Source organism: Paraplanobispora takensis (assembly GCF_016863195.1).
GTDB classification, from domain to species: domain Bacteria; phylum Actinomycetota; class Actinomycetes; order Streptosporangiales; family Streptosporangiaceae; genus Planobispora; species Planobispora takensis.
The window spans coordinates 48,874-66,176 of the sequence record NZ_BOOK01000048.1; the positions used below are offsets into that span (position 1 = coordinate 48,874).

Here is a 17,303-nt window from a genome sequence, read left to right on the forward strand (position 1 = left end):
CCGACCTACGCGCCCACACGCTCTGTGAGCGCGCGCGTGGTGCCCCCGGATCGTGTCTCCGACGAGCCCGTCCTATTCGGAGCGCTGCTGCGGAATCCCCGCGAGCAGGGCGCGGACCTCGGTCTCCCTGTAGCGACGGTGCCCACCCAGCGTGCGGATGGACGTCAACTTGCCGGCCTTCGCCCACCGGGTGACGGTCTTGGGGTCGACGCGGAACATGGTTGCGACCTCCGCCGGGGTGAGCAGCGGCTCGGCCTCAGGTGTACGAGCTGACATTTGTGCGGCCTCTCCTCCGTGTGGACCGGCGACAGCGATCCTGCGATTTGACGCTTGTCACGGATGTCCTCTATGGCCCCTTGCGTGCGGCTATTCGGACCATATGTGGCATCACCCGATGTGACCATACAGCTACGTAGGGCGATTGGCGAGTCTTTGGGGGACTCATCTCTCTTGTGTACGCGCTGTAGTCACGCTCGGTGATTCTAGCGACACGTTTCGTGGTATCGCAGTGAAAACGGCAAACTACTCAGTTCGCAGATGCGTCCCCGGACGTTGACAGCCCCACTTATGCAGGTCAGAGGGGTGATATGCGACTCAGTTTGCTGATTCGAGAAGTTGTATTGACCTCCAGCGGAGAGTCACCCGCTGATACATGGCGAACGCTAGCTCTTCCTGGCCCGTCTCCAGACCTGTCAGCGCCGCGGCCAGCTCCGCCACGGAGTGGTCGGCCTGGAGCTTCTCGTCGTCCATGAGGTGGACGATGCCGCCGTAGTCGAGCTCGACCAGGGAGTGGGGGTGGAACTCCTCCAGCCAGCGGGCGACGTCCTCGACCTCGCTGGTGACGCCGGCCTCTCCCACCTGACGGCGGATGATCTGCAGCGCCCGGGCGGTGCGGCGCCGGGCGTGGGCCATGGAGGTGACGTAGATGAGGTTGCGGGAGGCGGCCCGGCTCCCGGCCGGCGGCTCGCCGTCCAGGACCAGCCAGCGCTCGTTGTCGTCGAAGGGGACGAACCAGGATGTCGGAACGTGCCAGGTCGAGGTCCTGATGTGGGTGCGCAGCGCGGCCGAGCCGCTGCGCCGCTTGAACCGGTCGAAGTCGTCGGCGGTCTGCTCGGCGATGGTGATCGGCACGAACCGCTCCATCAGCCGCAGGGGGGTCGCGCCCCGGAAGCGTGAGAACGCCATCCAGGACCGGAGCCTGCTCTGCCAGGGGCAGACGTACAGGACGTCCTCCACGCGCCTGAGATAGGCGTTGGGACTCTCGTGCGGGGGCGCCGGGATCGGCGGTCTCCCGATGAGGCGTGCCACCGCCTCCCCGTGTTCTGCGTGGAGTGCGCTCGCCCGGCGCGGCCGGTCGCGCGCTCCGGCATAGGTCTCCCATGAGACGCGTTCCGAGGGGCTGAAGGCACTCAGAGGTTCGTAGACGCGGAGGTACGCGGCATAGGGCAGCACGCTCGCATCGTGCCACGAAGAGCCCGTCGCTGTCCGGTACCGTCGCCGTCGCCGTCGGCCGCCGCCCGGCCGGGCAACGGGCCGGACGGTCCCCGGCGTGTCGCGTCCCGGCAGGTCGGCGGGACTTTCTCTCCTCTCCCGGGAGGAGTTGTGGTTACCCTGAGAGTGATCTCCGCCGCGACGGTGCGGCGGACCGGACGACCAGGAGTCACCACAGTGACGGACGTCTTCGGGCTCTCCCACAAGGAGAACGGCCCAGTAAGCGGCCAGGCCAGGCACGAGCAGGTCATCTTCTGCTCCGACGAGCGCAGCGGCCTCCACGCGATCATCGCGATCTACAACACCGCCCTCGGCCCGGGCCTCGGCGGCACCAGGTTCTATCCCTACGAGAGCGAGCAGGCCGCGCTGGCGGACGTGCTGAACCTCTCGCGGGCGATGGCCTACAAGAACGCCCTGGCCGGTCTCGACCTCGGCGGGGGCAAGGCCGTCATCATCGGCGACCCGGACAAGGACAAGAACGAGGCGATGCTGCGGGCCTACGGCCGCTTCATCCAGTCTCTCAGCGGGCGCTACCTCACCGCGTGCGACGTGGGCACCTACAGCGAGGACATGGACGTCATCGCCCGCGAGACCTCCTACGTGACCGGGCGCACCACGGCCAACGGCGGCGCCGGCGACTCCTCCATCCTGACCGCCTTCGGCGTGTTCCAGGGCATGCGGGCCGCGGCCGAGCACGTCTTCGGCACGCCGTCGCTGCGCGGCAGGCGGGTCGGCGTGGAGGGCGTGGGCAAGGTGGGCCACCGGCTGGTGGAGCACCTCATCGCGGACGGCGCCGAGGTCGTCGTCTGCGACGTCAGCGAGCGGGCCGTCGAGCAGGTGCGCCGGCGCCACCCCGAGGTGGACGTCGTGGCGGACAAGCTGGAGCTCACCTCGGCCGGCATCGACGTCTACGCGCCGTGCGCCCTCGGCGGGGCCCTGGACGACGACACGGTCGCCCGGCTGCGGGCCGCGATCGTCTGCGGCGGGGCCAACAACCAGCTGGCCCATCCCGGGGTGGAGAAGCAGCTCGCCGACCGCGGCATCCTGTACGCGCCCGACTACGTGGTCAACTCCGGCGGCGTGATCCAGGTCGCCGACGAGATCCAGGGGTTCGACATGGACCGGGCGAAGGCAAAGGCCGCCAAGATCTACGACACCACGCTCAAGATTTTCGCCACGGCGGCGGAGGACGGCGTTCCTCCGGCGGTCGCAGCGGATAGGCTAGCCGAGCGCAGAATGTCGGAAGTCGGGCGAATTAGGGGCATTTGGCTGGGCCACTAGCCCCTCGCGTTCATACGGCGTACCGAGCCGGGCGCAAAACAGGTACGGTTGTAGTCGAACGAGAGCTGACGTCTCAAGTCAGGCGGCGTCAGTGCGTGGTGCGTTAGCGACGAGGGGCCAGATCGGCCCCACACGAGGGGGTCGAGCCAATGGGGCGCGGCCGAGCAAAGGCCAAGCAGGTCAAGGTTGCTCGCCAGCTGAAGTACAACAGCGGTGGCACTGATCTTGAGCGTCTTCGTGACGAGCTCGGAGTCAGGGATGACTCCAACCACAATGACGACGCCAACGACTCCTACGATGATCTGGCGGATCGCTATGCCGATTACGCCGATGACTTCGACTCCGAGGACGACCGGGACGACAACCCGCCCGGCCGTCGGTAGGCGGCTTTCCGTTTGGTCGTGAGCAGGGCACCCGGGGCAGGTCCACCGGGTGTCCTCTCCATATGCACCGATTCCCGCCCAGCGCTTCGCCGATCCGGAGCGCTCTTTCGCGTTTCCGCGCTCTTTCCGGTCTCCGCGGGCCGATTTTCCCCGGTCGCTTTTCCGGGGCGGCCGTTTTCCGGCAGCCGCTTCCCGCGGGCCCTGGCCGATCCGGCCCCGTGACGGGACCGGCGGCGGGGACGCCCCGCCACCGGTGAACGCCCGGGACCGGCGGTGACTAGCGGTAGCGGGCCCGGCCGGAGCCGGCGACGATCTCGCCCAGGACCCACGCCGGCAGGCCGCGCTCCTTGAGCAGGGCCAGGGCCGGATCGACCGCGTCCGCGGGGACGACGGCCGCCATGCCCACCCCGAGGTTGAAGGTGCGGTCCATGTCGGCCTGGGCGACCTTGCCGTGCCCGGCCAGGAAACCGAAGACGGCCGGCGGGGTCCAGGACGACCGGTCCAGCACCGCGTCCACCGTGGGCGGCAGCGAGCGTGCCAGGTTGCCCTCCAGGCCGCCGCCGGTGATGTGCGCGTAGGCGTGGACCTCGACCGAGCGGGCCAGCGCCAGGCAGTCCAGGGAGTAGATCCTGGTCGGCTCCAGCAGTTCCTCGCCCAGCGTCCGGCCGAACTCGGCGACCTCCCGCTCCAGCGGGAGGTCGGCGAGCTTGATGATGTGCCGGACCAGCGAGTAGCCGTTGGAGTGCACGCCGGAGGAGGCCAGCGCGAGCACCACGTCGCCCTCGCGGACCCGGTGCCGGCCGAGCATCTCGTCGGCCTCGACCACGCCGGTGGCGGCGCCCGCCAGGTCGTACTCGTCGGCGCCCATGGCGCCCGGGTGCTCGGCCGTCTCCCCGCCGATCAGCGCGGCCCCGGCCAGGCGGCAGCCCTCGGCGACGCCGCCCACGATCTCGGCGATCCGCTCGGGGACGACCTTGCCGCAGGCGACGTAGTCGGTCATGAACAGCGGCTCGGCGCCGCAGACCACCAGGTCGTCCACGACCATGCCGACCAGGTCGATGCCGATCGTGTCGTGCCTGCCCAGGCGCTGGGCCAGCATCACCTTGGTGCCGACGCCGTCGGTGGAGGTGGTCAGCAGCGGGCGCCGGTAGCTCAGCAGCGCCGAGGCGTCGAAGAGGCCGGCGAACCCGCTGGCGTCGTCGACCACCTCGGGCCGCCGCGACCGGGCGACCTTCGACTTCATCAGCTCGACGGCGCGCTCACCCGCGTCGATGTCCACGCCGGCGGCGGCGTAGCTGGTCATGCCTGGGCCTCCAGCACGTACTTGCCCACGTTGTCGCGGTCGACGGCGATGGGGTACTGACCGTCGAAGCAGGCCCGGCAGAGCCGGTCGGCGGGGATCGTGGTGGCCTCGATGAGGCCTTCCTGCGAGATGTATCCGAGCGAGTCGGCGCCCAGCGAGTCGCGGATCTCCTCCACGCTGAGCGAACCGGCGATCAGCTCCGCCCGGGTGGCGAAGTCGATGCCGTAGAAGCACGGCCAGGCCACCGGCGGCGAGGAGATCCGGACGTGGACCTCTCGCGCCCCCGCCTCGCGGAGCATCTTGACGATGGCCCGCTGGGTGTTGCCGCGCACGATGGAGTCGTCCACGACGACCAGCCGCTTGCCCGCCACGACCTCCTTCAGCGGGTTCAGCTTGAGCCGGATGCCGAGCTGGCGGATGGTCTGGGACGGCTGGATGAAGGTCCGGCCGACGTAGGAGTTCTTGACCAGGCCCTGGCCGTACGGGATCCCGCTCGCCTCGGCGTAACCGACGGCGGCCGGGGTGCCCGACTCGGGCGTGGGGATGACCAGGTCGGCCTCGACCGGGTGCTCGCGGGCCAGCACGCGGCCGACCTCGACCCGGGTGGACTGCACGCTGCGCCCGGCGATCGTGGTGTCGGGACGGGCGAGGTAGACGTATTCGAACAGGCAGCCCTTGGGCTCCGACAGCGCGAACCTGCGGGACCGCACGCCGCGCTCGTCGATGGTGATGAGCTCGCCCGGCTCGATCTCGCGGACGAACGTGGCGCCCACGATGTCGAGGGCGGCGGTCTCGGAGGCCACCGCCCAGCCGCGCTCCAGCCGGCCCAGGACCAGCGGGCGGATGCCCTGCGGGTCGCGGGCGGCGTAAAGCGTCCTCTCGTCCATGAAGACGAGGGAGTAGGCGCCCTTCACCTGCGGGAGGAGCTCGGCGGCCGCGTCGTCGATGGGCTGGCTGCGGTCCTGGGCCAGCAGCGACGTCAGCACCTCGGTGTCGGTGGTCGCCCGGGTGGCGCCCGGCGCGAGGCGCCGGGCCAGCTCACGGGTGTTGATCAGGTTGCCGTTGTGGGCGAGCGCGAGCCCGCCGACCTCGGTGGAGCTCAGCGTCGGCTGGGCGTTCTCCCAGACGCTCGACCCGGTGGTCGAGTAGCGGCAGTGGCCGATGGCCAGGTGGCCGCGGAGGGTGCCCAGCACCGACTCGTCGAAGACCTGGGCCACCAGGCCCATGTCCTTGTAGACGAGGATGCGGCTGCCTTCGCTGACCGCGATGCCCGCGGATTCCTGCCCGCGGTGCTGCAACGCGTACAGCCCGTAGTAGGTGAGTTTGGAGACTTCCTCCCCGGGGGCCCATACGCCGAAGACGCCACAGGCGTCTTTCGGAGGTCGGTCATGGGGGTCAAGGTCATGGCTCAGCTGGCCGTCGCCCTTCAGCACGGCTTCAGTTTAGGTCGGCCGCTTCGCTGCCCGTGCCCCGGGGCCGGAACTCGCCCCAACGATGACCTGACCGAACAATCGTCGGCGCTTTGCCGTGGCGTCCTCGTTTCGGCGCGGGGACGCGGGGGATGGTGGGGTATCCGGCATTTCGACCGTCGGGAGAGCAGAAGTGACATCACCTATCGACTCACCCCAGCCCGACCCGTGGCGCGAGCCCCGGGACCGGCCGTCCACGCCGGACGAGCCCGCCTCACGACCTCCCTCGGCCGCCGGGTCCTCCGGAGCCGGGGAGATGCCGCCGGGCACCCCGGAGCCCGCCGGCCCCGGCGAGCTGCCACCGAACACTCCGGAACCCGCCGGCCCCGGCGAGGTTCCCCCGGGCCGTCCGGAACCGGCCCCGGGGGAGGCTCCCGGCCTGCCTGACCCGGCCCCCGGAGAACCGGTGCCGCCGCACCCGGACCTGCCGGACGCACCCGAGGTGCTCCCGCCGGTCCAGACGGCCGCACCGGACTCTCCGCGGTCCGGTCAGGCGGGCCCGTCCCCCGAGGCCGCAGGCCCGGGGGACACGTGGCCCTCGGCGGGCACCCCGGGACCCGGAGAGGCGGGATCCCGGGGGGACGCCGGAGTCCCAGGGGAGGCCGAGCCGTGGCAGAACCCCGGAGGGCAGGGGGAGGCGGGGTCTCCGGCCGCGGAGCCGCCCGCCTCCTACCCGGTTCCCGGGGCCGCGCCGCCCGCCTACCCCGGCTGGGAGAGCGCCCCCGAGCAGGCCCCCCTCGACGACATCGGCGCGCCGCCGGGCGTCGTGCAGCCTTCGCGGTACGACCCGCCGACACCGCCGGAGAGCCTGTCCACGGTGCCGTCCGAGGCCACCGAGCCCGTCACCGGCGAGTTCCCGCCGGGCCGCGAGCCGGTGCCCGGCGGCCCGTACGGCGGCACCCCCGGCAGTCCATCCGCGGCTCGAAGCGGTCTGTACGGTGCCCCGGGGTCCGGTGGTCCATCCGCCGGTCAGGGCGGTCCGTACGGCGGCGCCCCCGGCGGTCCATCCGCCGGTCAGGGCGGTCCGTACGGTGACCCGGGCGCCGGGGCCGCCCCTGCGTACGGGGCTCCCGTCCCGGGCGGTTCGCACGCCGCTCCCGGGGGACCGGGCGGTCCGTACGGCGCTCCGCCCGGCGGCCCGTACGGCGGCTTCCCCGCCTCCGGCGCGGCGGGGGCGCACCCCGGCGCGCCTCCGCACGGGATGCCCTCCGGAGCTCCCGAGGCGGCCTCCACCGGCGCCCATCCGTACGGCGGGGCCTCCGCGCAGCCGTACGGCGCGCAGCCCTACGCCCCGGCCCATCCCGCGGGACCCGGGGGCTATCCGGCGCCGCCCCGGGGCGACCGGTTCGGGCCCGGGCGGGGCGGCGGGCTCGGAACAGCCGCCCTGGTGCTCGGCATCGTCAGCCTCGTCCTGCTCCTCGCCTGCGGGATCGGCGCGCTGACCGCGATCGTCGGCGTGATCATCGGCATCGTCGCGGTCGTCAAGAACTCCAACCGCGGCCGCGCCTGGGTCGGCCTGATCCTGAGCGCCCTGACCCTGATCATCGCCGCGGTGGTCCTCGCCTGGTTCGCGAACAAGGTCGGCGACTGCCTGGAGATGCCCACCGAACTCCAGCGGTACTGCGTCGAGCAGAAGTTCGGCATCCAGCTCCAGCCCGTGCCCTGACCCCCGCCCCCGCCCCCGCCCCCGCCCCCGCCCCCGCCCCCGCCCCCGCAAGGGGAGCGTGAGCGGGAAACCCGGCGGAGTCCCGCGACGCTCAGGTGACCGGCAGGTGGTCCGTGAGATCGGCCCGGGAGCCGCTGGCCGCGACGCGCCCGGCCGCCGTAGCCTCGGCCCAGGTCAGCCGCCCGGTGGCCAGCTCCAGCCAGGTCCGCGCGTCCGTCTCCACCACGTTCGGCGGGGTGCCCCGCGTGTGCCGGGGCCCCTCGACGCACTGCACCGCCGCGTACGGCGGGACCCGCACCTCGACGGTCCGGCCCGGGGCCGCGGCCGCCAGCCGGTCCAGCAGGTGACGCACGGCCAGGCGCGCCGCCTCCCGCTCCGGCCGGACGTCTCGCTCGTAGGCCCGCATGACCACGGTGACGCACGCGCCCAGCAGGGCGCCGGGGCTCTCGGGGCCGTCGTAGGGCGGCTCGCCGAGGGCGGTCAGCTGGGCGTCCAGGGCAGAGTGGATCTTGGCGGGATCGGGCTTGTGTGCTGGCACGCCCCCAATCATGCCCGCCCGCCGTACCCCCGCGTCGTCCTCCTCCGCCGGAGCACAGCCGGAGCGCAGCCGGACCACGGCCCGTTACCCGGCTATTCGCGACAAATGGTTCATCATCCGGGCAAACGTCGTTCACCTGGGGTTCGGCCGGTGCCCGTAGCGTCCCGGCCCGGAACATCTGCACACCCTTGGAGGCCCCTGTGGCGAACCCGTCGCCGCGCCGAATGCTCCCGCTGCTCACGAGCCCGCACAAGGGTGGTCGCAGCGCCATGACCTGCGAATTCCGCTGTGGCAACGCCTGCGCGCACGAGGTCGCGAACGCCAGCGGCAACGCCTACTTCGGTGACGTGGTCACCTCGGTCCTCTCCCGCCGCGGCATGCTCCGCGCGAGCGCGCTGGGGGCGCTGGCCGCCGGGGCCGGCGCGGCCGGGCTGGCCGGGGCCGCGCCCGCCGCGGCCGAGCCCACGCCGGAGGCCGAGGCCTTCAGGCACGGCGGCGACCGGGGCCGGGGCGGGCTCCGCTTCGCCGCGGTCGCGCCCAACAGGGAGGACCGCCTGGTCGTCCCCGAGGGCTATGAGTCGGCCGCCGTCGTGCGCTGGGGCGACCCCGTCCTGCCCGACGCCCCGGCGTTCGACTTCGAGAACCAGACGGCCGAGGCCCAGACCAGGCAGTTCGGCTACAACTGCGACTTCGTGACGTTCTTCCCCATGGGCGGCAGCCGCGGACTGCTGTGGGTCAACCACGAGTACTCCGACGAGGCGCTCATGTTCCGCGGCTACACCGGCGGGAACGCCGCGACCGAGGAGCAGATCAAGATCGCTCTGGCCGCGCACGGCGGCTCGGTCGTCGAGATCGAGCGGGTGGGCGGCTCCGGGCAGTGGAGGCTGGTCACGAGGGGCCGCCGCCGCTACAACCGGCGCATCACCGCGCAGACCCCCATGAAGTTCACCGGCCCGGCCGCGGGCGGCGACCTGCTGAAGACCGCCGCCGACCCGTCCGGCACCACCGTCCTGGGCATGCTGAACAACTGCGCCGGCGGCACCACCCCGTGGGGCACCGTGCTGAGCGGCGAGGAGAACTTCAACCAGTACTTCGTCCTGGGCAGCGGCGCCCCCGAGGAGCAGAAGGCCGGGCTCAAGCGGTACGGCATCGACATCACCGCGACGACCCCGGGCGGGCGGCGTTTCGACCGGGTCGAGGAGCGCTTCGACCTGTCCAGGCACCCGCACGAGGCCAACCGCTTCGGCTGGATCGTGGAGATCGACCCGTTCGACCCCGACTCCACCCCGATCAAGCGCACCGCCCTGGGCCGCCTGGCCCATGAGGGCGCCACCACCACCCTGGCCAAGGACGGCCGGGTCGTGGCCTACATGGGTGACGACTCCCGCTTCGAGTACATCTACAAGTTCGTCTCCAAGAAGCGCTACATCCCCGGCTTCGACCGCCACAACCGCACCCTGCTGGACGAGGGCACGCTGTACGTGGCCAAGTTCACCGGCGACAGCCCGGCCGCCGAGATCGACGGCACGGGCAGGCTCCCCGCCGACGGGCGGTTCGACGGCTCCGGCCAGTGGATCCCGCTGGTCACCGGGAACGTCTCGCACGTGCCCGGCATGACGGCCGCCGAGGTCCTCGTCTTCACCCGCCTGGCCGCCGACAAGGCCGGCGCGACCAAGATGGACCGCCCCGAGGACATCGAGCGCAACCCCGTCACCGGCGGCGTCTACGTGGCGCTGACCAACAACTCCAACCGGACCGCCGCCCAGGTGGACGAGGCCAACCCGCGTCCCTCCAACAGGCACGGCCACGTCCTGGAGATCGTCGAGCGGCGCGACGACGCCGGGGCGACCGCCTTCGCCTGGTGGCTGCCGCTGGTCTGCGGTGACCCGAACGACCCCGCCACCTACTTCGCCGGGTTCGACAAGACCAAGGTCTCGGCGATCTCCTGCCCGGACAACGTGGCCTTCGACCGCGACGGCAACCTGTGGATCTCCACCGACGGCAACGCGCTGGGCTCCAACGACGGCCTGTTCGTCATGCCGGTCACCGGCCGGGAGCACGGCTACCTGCGCCAGTTCCTGACCGTGCCGATCGGCGCGGAGACCTGCGGCCCCATGATCACTCAGGACCAGCGCAGCGTCTTCGTCGCCGTGCAGCACCCGGGTGAGGTCGACGGGGCCTCGCCGGAGGCCCCCGCCAGCCACTGGCCCGACGGCGGCACCAGCCAGCCCCGCCCCTCGGTCGCCGTGACCTGGCACACGCAGGGCAGGAAGATCGGTTCCTGATCCCGGTACGGCCCGCGTCCCGCCGGACCACGGCGCGGACCCCCGGGACGCGGGCCGCGCATCCCCTCTCCTCTCCCCCTCGCGAGCGCCCCGCCCGGCCCCCGCCCTACGCGGCGGGTACGGCGGGGCGCTCGCCCGCGTTCTCCCGCACCGCCGTACGGCCGGCGGTCCGGCGGGCCGTCCGCAGGGAGAACAGGCTGATCGGGACGCCCACCAGCACGATGGCCGCGGCGAGCACCAGCGTGAACTGGTAGGCGGACAGGAACGCCGGCAGCGGTCCGGCCCCGTCCGCGGCGTTCGAGGTCTGGCGGGCGTTGAGGATCGCGCCCAGGACCGTGATGCCGAGCAGGCCGAAGATCTCACGCGAGACGTTCAGCACGCCGGAGGCGACCCCGGCGCGGGCCTCGGGCAGGGTGCCCAGGATGGCGGTCGTCAGCGGCACCAGCAGACCGCCGCCCAGCCCGTAGAGCAGGAACCACGGCAGCAGGTCGCCGAACGATCCGCCCTCGCCGACGAAGGAGATCCCGAAGATCGCCGCGGCCATCAGCAGCAGGCCGCCGGCCACGGTCCGCGCGGTGCCCAGGGCGCCGCTGATCCTGGGGGCGAGGGCGGCGGTGACGGCCATGAGCAGGGCCATCGGCACGAACGAGGCCCCGGCCTCGACGGGGGAGAAGCCCAGCGCGTTCTGCAGGTACAGGGCGGTGAAGAAGTAGATCCCGAACACCCCGAACGCCCACAGGCCCATCGACAGCGTGCCCCCGCTGAACACCCGGGAGCGGAACAGCGACAGGTCGATCATCGGCTCCCGGCTGCGCGTCTCGGTCACGACGAAGGCCAGCGCCGAGGCCAGCGCGAGCCCGAAGGCCCCCAGGATCTCCGGGGAGGTCCATCCGGCGCCCTCGCCCTCGATGAGGCCGTAGGTCAGCGCGAACAGGGCCAGGCTGGAGGTGGCCAGGCCGGGCAGGTCCAGGCCGCGCCGCGCCCGGTCGCGGGGAGCCGGGCGGATGGCCCACAGGCCCAGGCCGAGGGTCAGGATCCCGATCGGCACGTTGATCAGGTAGATCCAGCCCCAGTCCCACCGCTCGCTGATGAACCCGCCGGTCAGCGGGCCGAGGGCGAGGGCGAGCGCGCCGACGGCGCTCCACAGGCCGACGGCGGTGCCCCGCTCCCTCGGGTCGGGGAAGGTGGAGGTGAGCAGGGCCAGCGCGGTGGGGGTCAAGAGCGCGGCCCCCACGCCCTGCAGCGCCCGGGTGGCGATCAGCGTCGTGCCGTCCCCGGACAGCCCTGCGGCCAGTGACGCGAGGGTGAAGACCCCGAGCCCGATCAGGAAGATCCGCCGCCCGCCGAACAGGTCGGCCAGCCGCCCGCCGACCAGCATGAGCCCGGCGAAGACCAGGATGTAGCCGCTCACGATCCACTCCAGCCCCGAGATGCTCAGCCCGAGGTCCCGCTGGATCGTCGGCAGGGCGACGTTGACCACGTTGTTGTCGAGATAGGTCATGAAGGTGGCCAGGGCGATCGCCCCCAGGGCCCACCACCTGCGGGTGTCCGTCATCAGCTTTCCTCTACATCGTAGATGTATTCAGTACATGTACGGCGTATATGTACGGTGGATAGTGGAACGTGTACGGCGTATAGTTGTCAAGCGTGATGGGAAAACTGACCCGTGAGGCGGTCGTCGGGCAGGCGCTGGAGATCGGTGACGCCGAGGGGCTCGGGGGGGTGACCATCCGGCGCCTCGCCCAGGAGCTGGGCGTCACGCCGATGGCGCTGTACTGGCACTTCAAGAACAAGGAGCAGCTCGTCGTCGGCATGGCCGACCACCTGATCCAGGGCTTCGTGATCGAGGAGGACTTCTCCGCCCCGTGGCGGGAGCAGCTGCACGAGCTCGTCACCGGCCTGGTCCGGGTGCTGCGCCGCCACCCGTGCGCCGTACAGGTGGTGGACGAGGTGGACCAGATGGCCGTGCCGAGCTTCCTGCGGGTGTGGGACACCGCCCTCGGCCTGGCCAAGCGGGCCGGCTTCGATTACGAGGAGAGCTGCCTGATCTCCCGGTACCTGCTGCAGGGAGCGATCGCCCTGGCCGGCGGGCCGATGAGGCGGCGCTGCCCCGGCCTGTCGGAGGGGGAGGCCGCCGAGCGCCTGCGCGTCAAGCGCCTGACCCTGCAGTCGCTGCCGCCCGACGTCTACCCGCACATCGTGGAGATGGCCGTCCCCCTGGCCGAGGGAGCCGACGCCGGTCTCTACGACACCTTCGGCGTCGACCTGCTCATCGGCGGGATCGAGGCGATGGCCGCCCGTCCGCACCGGTAGGCGCGTCTTGCGCCGCGGGGGCCGGCGGGGTCCTGCGGGGGCGGGCCAGGGCGGCCAGGACGGCGCCGGCCAGGGCGACGGCGAACAGCACGCCGTACGTCCTGCGGAATCCCTCCATGAGCTGCTCCACGGCGACCGGGGAGATGCGTGAGAGCGTGCCCGCGTAGACCTGTGAGCGCAGCCCGGGGCTGACCGTGCCGGTGAGCACGCTCAGGGTCAGGGCGACGCTGAGCACGATGCCGACGTTCATCACCATGAGCCTGAAGCCGTTCACCACGCCCAGGCTCCCGGCGGGCAGCGCCTTCATCACCTGGGTGGTGTTGCCGGTCAGGAACGTGCCGCTGCCGCAGCCGCACAGGAACAGGCCCACTCCGACGACCCAGTACGGCGTCGCCGGGGCGGTGTTCAGCATCAGCACCGCCAGTCCCGACGTGCTCAGCAGCGCGCCGCCCACGGACAGGACGTAGGGGGAGATCCGGCGGCCGACGGCGCCCGCGACGGGGGAGGCCAGCGCCATGCCCACCGGGACCGGCAGCACGCCCAGCGCGGCGGTGACGGCGTCGACGCCCCTGGCGGCCTGGAAGTACAGGGCGGCCAGGAGGATCAGCGACGCGCGGGCCAGCGCGTTGCAGAACGAGGCCAGGTTGGCGAAGGCCAGCATGCGCTCGCCGAACAGGCGCACGTTGAGCACCGGGTTCGAGGCGCGGCGCTCCACGACGACCAGCAGCGGGATCAGGACCAGCGCGACCGCCGCCCCCACGATCACCACCGGGCTGCCCGGCCCCCGCGAGCCCGCCTCGGAGAGCGCGATGAGCGCGGCCGACAGGGCGGCGAAGACGATCAGGTTCCCCAGGGCGTCCACCGGCTCGCGGGCGCCGCCGCGCTCGACCTTCCGCAGCGTGAACGCCCCCCAGACGAGGGCGATCAGGCCGGCGGGCACGTTCACCCAGAAGATCCACTGCCACCCGGCCGCCTCGGCGACCAGGCCGCCCAGCGTGGGGCCCGCGAGCTGGGCGACCGAGAGCGTGCCGATGTAGACGCCCATGCCCTGGCTGAGCCGGTCGGGCGGGAAGGCGTCGGTGATGATCACGGTCCCGTTGGCGAGGATCATCGCCGCGCCGATCGCCTGCACCGCGCGCATCGCGATCAGGAACCAGACGTTCGGCGACAGGCCGGCCAGGAGCGAGGCGACGGTGAACAGGGCGAAGCCGGCGAGGTAGACCTCCCGGCGGCCCAGCAGGTCGGCCACCCGGCCGAAGAACACCAGGGTGGCCGTGTTGACCAGCAGGAAGGCGAGCAGGATCCACCCGGAGGCGAAGGCGTCCGCCCTGAAGTGCCTGACCACCTCCGGCAGGGCCACGTTGAGCGTGCTCCCGGAGACGCCGATCAGCACCAGGCCGAGGCTGGTGACCGAGCAGACCCGCCACGCGTAGCGCAGCTTGGAGGCGTACTCCGGGGAGCCGGGGAGGTCCTGGGGAATCGCGACCATGACTCCCAGTGTGACGTACGGCGTACGCCCGTTTTGTCCGGGGTGGCGCCGGACGATGATCCGGCACGCCGTACCCGATGTGCCACGGGCCCGCGGTCCCGGACGCCGTCGCACGTCGCCCGGGGCGCGGTCACCTGGCGCGCTTGCGCAGTCCCTCCAGGTCGTGGACGACCACTCGGCGGCGGCCGGTCTCGATCAGGCCCCGGTCCCTGAGGGAGCGCAGGGCCTTGCTGACCGCCTCGCGCGAGGCCCCGGTCCATCCGGCCAGCTCGTCCTGGGAGAGCGGCAGCTCCACCCGGATCCCGCCGTTGGCGGGCCTGCCGTACCGCTCGGCCAGTTCCACCAGCCGGGTCGCCACCCGGCCGGTGGTGTCGAACGCGCCGTACTCGATCCGCTTGCGGTCGGCGTCGCGGACCCGGCCGGTCACCATCTGCAGCAGGAGCACCGCCACCCGGCCGTGCTCCTGCAAGAAGGCGGTGAAGTCGCGCAGGACGACGCCCTCCACCGGCTCCAGCGCGGTGACCGTGGCCGAGCGGGGCAGGCCGTCGATGACCGAGAACTCGCCGAGCAACGCGCCGGGCCCGCGCACGGCGAGGACCACCTCGGTGCCGTTCGCCGTGTGCGAGGACGCCTTGACCCGGCCGGAGGTCAGTATGAGCACCCAGTCGGACACGTCGCCCTCGGTCATCAGGGTCGCCCCCCGATCCCAGCGGCGCATCCGCCCCGCGGCGCGCAGCGCGGCGGCCTCGTCGGGGGTGAGTAGCGCGAGGAACTCGCCCGGCTCGGATGAAGGGCTCACGGGAACCTCCTGGCGGTGCGGCGCCGTGCGGTTGCCCTGTCGATTATGTCGGTACGGCCCCCGGGTGAAAAACGCATTCTCCCGTTCGGATCACCCGATCCGTATCCACCGTGTGAACGGCCATGAATTCCCCCGGTCTCACATCAATGCGGAGAGCACGTAGGCGTGCACGGGGTTCTCCTTGCCCTTCAGGCTCAGATCGCCCAGTGAGCGGGCCTGGGCCCGGGGGCCGATCAGGTCGAGGGTGGTCTGGCCGATCACGACGGTGCCGGGCTCGGCGATCCCCTCCAGCCGGGCGGCCACGTTCACGCAGTCGCCCATCGCGTTGAACCCGCGCAGCTGGGGGCTGCCGATGTTGCCGACCACGGCGGGGCCGGTGTTGATGCCGATCCTGAAACGCGGATAGCCGGGGCTCGTGGCGACGATCTTCTCGGCGGCCTCCTGCATGGCCAGGGCCGCGCGGGCCGCGGCCGCGGCGTGGTCGGCCTGGCGCGCCGGGGCGTTGAACAGCGCCAGCAGCGCGTCGCCGACGAACTGCACGATCGTGCCGCCGTTGCCGAGGATGATCGGCACCGCCGCCGAGTGATAGCGGTTCAGCATCTCCACGATCTCCGCGGGCGCCACCCGCTCGGAGAAGCTCGTGAACCCCTTCAGGTCGGCGAACAGCGCGGTGAGCTCGACCAGCTCGCCGCCCAGCTCGGCCGTCCTGGGGTCGGCCAGCAGGGACTTGGCCACGTCGGGGGACATGTACTGCCGGAAGAGGGTCTCCAGCTCCTGGTAGAGCCGGGCGTTCTCCAGGGCGATGGACATCTGGCCGGCCAGAGTGGCCGCCAGGGCGTCGTCCTGGGGGGTCCGGCCGACGGGCACCCGCAGGGCCCCGGCGAGCCGTCCCTTGACGGTCAGCGGGTGCACGACCGCGTCGCCGGACCGGACCGGCCCGCTCGCGGGGAAGTCGCCCTCGCGGTACTCGGCCGAGCCCATGGAGACCGTCCCGTCGGAGACCAGTGCGATGCGCACGTCCCCGTACGCCTGCCGCGCCCGTTCCAGCGACTGCACGAGCAGCTCGTTCTCGGGCAGCCCCACCCGGGCCCGGTTGCCCAGCTCCACCAGCGCGCCCAGCCGTTCCGACAGCTCCCGCTCGTTGGCCAGGGCCTCGCCCGCCCGGTCGAGCACGGCGGCCTGCGCCTCGGTGAGCCCGAACTTGCCCGCCAGCCGGGTCGCGACCGGGACCCGGCTGTCCGCGCTGCGCCGCAGGTGGCCGACGAGCTCCTCCAGGGCCCGCTCGTAGTCCGCCCGGATCCGCCGGACGGTCGCGGCCAGGGCGATCGAGTCGAACAGCCCGGCGGTGGAGCCCTCCCGGCGCGACTGGATGTGGGCGCCGTAGGCGACGAAGACGAAGGCGAAGGTGAGCAGCAGGTGCCACAGCCACCACGACAGGTGCCAGTTGCGGTGGTACATCCCGGCGAGCATCGCCTCGGCCAGCAGGGCGTAGGCGGTGATCATGCTGATCAGCATCGCCGCCGGGCGCCTGCGGTGGATCCGGAACAGCATCACCGCGGCGACGCCGTACAGCACCAGCCCGATCAGTTCGGCCCCGCCGAGACCGGCGCCCAGCGCCGGCGGCTTGGAGCTGAGCGGGGTGAGGCCGGGGACGAGTGAGAGCACTCCCCACACGACCAGCACCAGCGCGAGCCCGCCGCGCAGCCAGGCCTGATTGCGCAGTACGGCGGAGGCGGCGCGCTCGTTCAGCGGCAGCGCCGAGGCGAGGGCGAACCCCGAGGCGATGAACAGGCCGACCGGCTGGGACAGGTCGAACCCGTAGCTGCCGTTCGGAAGGATGATCTGAGGGGTGGCCAGGCCGTGCATGAAGAAGAACCCGGCGCTGCTCAGGAAGACGAGAGAGACGAGGAGAAGCCTGGCGTCCGACCGCCGGGCCGAGGCCTGGCCGATCATGGCGCCCAGGACCACGTTGATCCCCGCCACGAGGATGATCAGCCAGAAGTGGCTGGGGTTGTGATGCCACTCGACGTTGATGTGCGGGTTGGCCAGCAGCAGCCACAGTCCCAGCAGCGGCAGGGCCAGGTGGAGCGTCCAGACCACCGCGCGGACCGGCTGCGTGGCCGGGGGAAGGTACGGCTCGCGCCCGGCGCCGCCTGTGTCCGCGGTGGCCGTCGGGTCGTTCGTCGGCACAGTGGCCTCCGTATTCAGCGGGGGTTCTCGACCCCCTGTAGCGTCCGTCCCCGTCCATCGGACAGGGCTCCCCCGAACGGTTTGATTATTCCGGTA

The 17,303-nt window shown here is 72.1% G+C and carries 14 protein-coding genes; 5 read left to right on the plus strand and 9 right to left on the minus strand.

Annotation, left to right across the window (positions count from 1 at the left end; all coding sequences use genetic code 11):
* Positions 1–72: 72 nt before the first annotated feature.
* On the minus strand, positions 73–276 hold the full coding sequence (bldC, locus tag Pta02_RS31065) for a developmental transcriptional regulator BldC (RefSeq protein WP_013133571.1): 204 nt from the start codon (positions 274–276) through the stop codon (positions 73–75).
* A gap of 318 nt (positions 277–594) precedes the next feature.
* Complete coding sequence (locus Pta02_RS31070) at positions 595–1,452, minus strand: DUF8083 family protein (RefSeq protein ID WP_203878536.1); 858 nt, start codon at positions 1,450–1,452, stop codon at positions 595–597.
* A gap of 216 nt (positions 1,453–1,668) precedes the next feature.
* Between Pta02_RS31070 and Pta02_RS31075 the strand changes: the two genes are divergently transcribed.
* Together Pta02_RS31075 and Pta02_RS31080 are read left to right on the plus strand one after the other, a co-directional pair.
* Positions 1,669–2,772: a Leu/Phe/Val dehydrogenase gene (locus tag Pta02_RS31075; protein ID WP_203878537.1), complete on the plus strand. Its 1,104-nt coding sequence runs from the start codon at positions 1,669–1,671 to the stop codon at positions 2,770–2,772.
* Positions 2,773–2,921: 149 nt separating this feature from the next.
* Complete coding sequence (locus Pta02_RS31080; protein WP_203878538.1) at positions 2,922–3,155, plus strand: DUF3073 domain-containing protein; 234 nt, start codon at positions 2,922–2,924, stop codon at positions 3,153–3,155.
* Positions 3,156–3,432: 277 nt separating this feature from the next.
* Here the strand turns inward: Pta02_RS31080 and purM are convergent, their stop codons facing one another.
* Entirely contained in the window at positions 3,433–4,458 is a 1,026-nt protein-coding gene (purM, locus tag Pta02_RS31085; protein ID WP_203878539.1) for a phosphoribosylformylglycinamidine cyclo-ligase, read from the minus strand.
* The gene (gene purF, locus Pta02_RS31090) at positions 4,455–5,891 is read right to left on the minus strand and encodes an amidophosphoribosyltransferase (protein WP_203878540.1); all 1,437 of its coding nucleotides are present in this window, start codon (positions 5,889–5,891) and stop codon (positions 4,455–4,457) included. The genes purM and purF overlap by 4 nt, the downstream gene beginning before the upstream one ends.
* A 442-nt stretch (positions 5,892–6,333) precedes the next feature.
* On the opposite strand from purF, the gene Pta02_RS31095 reads away from it, so the two are divergent.
* The gene (locus Pta02_RS31095) at positions 6,334–7,593 is read left to right on the plus strand and encodes a DUF4190 domain-containing protein (protein WP_203878541.1); all 1,260 of its coding nucleotides are present in this window, start codon (positions 6,334–6,336) and stop codon (positions 7,591–7,593) included.
* A 91-nt stretch (positions 7,594–7,684) separates the two neighbouring features.
* Here the strand turns inward: Pta02_RS31095 and Pta02_RS31100 are convergent, their stop codons facing one another.
* Positions 7,685–8,143 (minus strand): sterol carrier family protein, encoded by a 459-nt coding sequence (locus tag Pta02_RS31100; RefSeq protein ID WP_203878576.1) that lies wholly within the window; start codon positions 8,141–8,143, stop codon positions 7,685–7,687.
* 257 nt (positions 8,144–8,400) lie between these two features.
* Between Pta02_RS31100 and Pta02_RS31105 the strand changes: the two genes are divergently transcribed.
* Positions 8,401–10,416, plus strand: coding sequence for a PhoX family protein (locus tag Pta02_RS31105; RefSeq protein ID WP_239131358.1), 2,016 nt, complete (start codon positions 8,401–8,403; stop codon positions 10,414–10,416).
* Positions 10,417–10,522: 106 nt separating this feature from the next.
* On the opposite strand, the gene Pta02_RS31110 is transcribed toward Pta02_RS31105, so the two are convergent.
* Complete coding sequence (locus Pta02_RS31110; protein WP_203878542.1) at positions 10,523–11,971, minus strand: DHA2 family efflux MFS transporter permease subunit; 1,449 nt, start codon at positions 11,969–11,971, stop codon at positions 10,523–10,525.
* Between the two features lie 95 nt (positions 11,972–12,066).
* Between Pta02_RS31110 and Pta02_RS31115 the strand changes: the two genes are divergently transcribed.
* A complete protein-coding gene (locus Pta02_RS31115; RefSeq protein ID WP_239131364.1) occupies positions 12,067–12,729 on the plus strand; it encodes a TetR/AcrR family transcriptional regulator in 663 nt (220 codons plus the stop codon).
* Here Pta02_RS31115 and Pta02_RS31120 read toward each other — a convergent pair.
* The 3 genes from Pta02_RS31120 to Pta02_RS31130 form a co-directional block, all read right to left on the minus strand.
* Positions 12,686–14,218, minus strand: coding sequence for an MFS transporter (locus Pta02_RS31120; RefSeq protein ID WP_203878544.1), 1,533 nt, complete (start codon positions 14,216–14,218; stop codon positions 12,686–12,688). The genes Pta02_RS31115 and Pta02_RS31120 overlap by 44 nt on opposite strands.
* A gap of 130 nt (positions 14,219–14,348) precedes the next feature.
* A complete protein-coding gene (locus tag Pta02_RS31125) occupies positions 14,349–15,017 on the minus strand; it encodes a Crp/Fnr family transcriptional regulator (RefSeq protein WP_203878545.1) in 669 nt (222 codons plus the stop codon).
* A 138-nt stretch (positions 15,018–15,155) separates the two neighbouring features.
* A complete protein-coding gene (locus tag Pta02_RS31130; RefSeq protein WP_203878546.1) occupies positions 15,156–17,207 on the minus strand; it encodes an adenylate/guanylate cyclase domain-containing protein in 2,052 nt (683 codons plus the stop codon).
* Between the last annotated feature and the right edge of the window lie 96 nt (positions 17,208–17,303).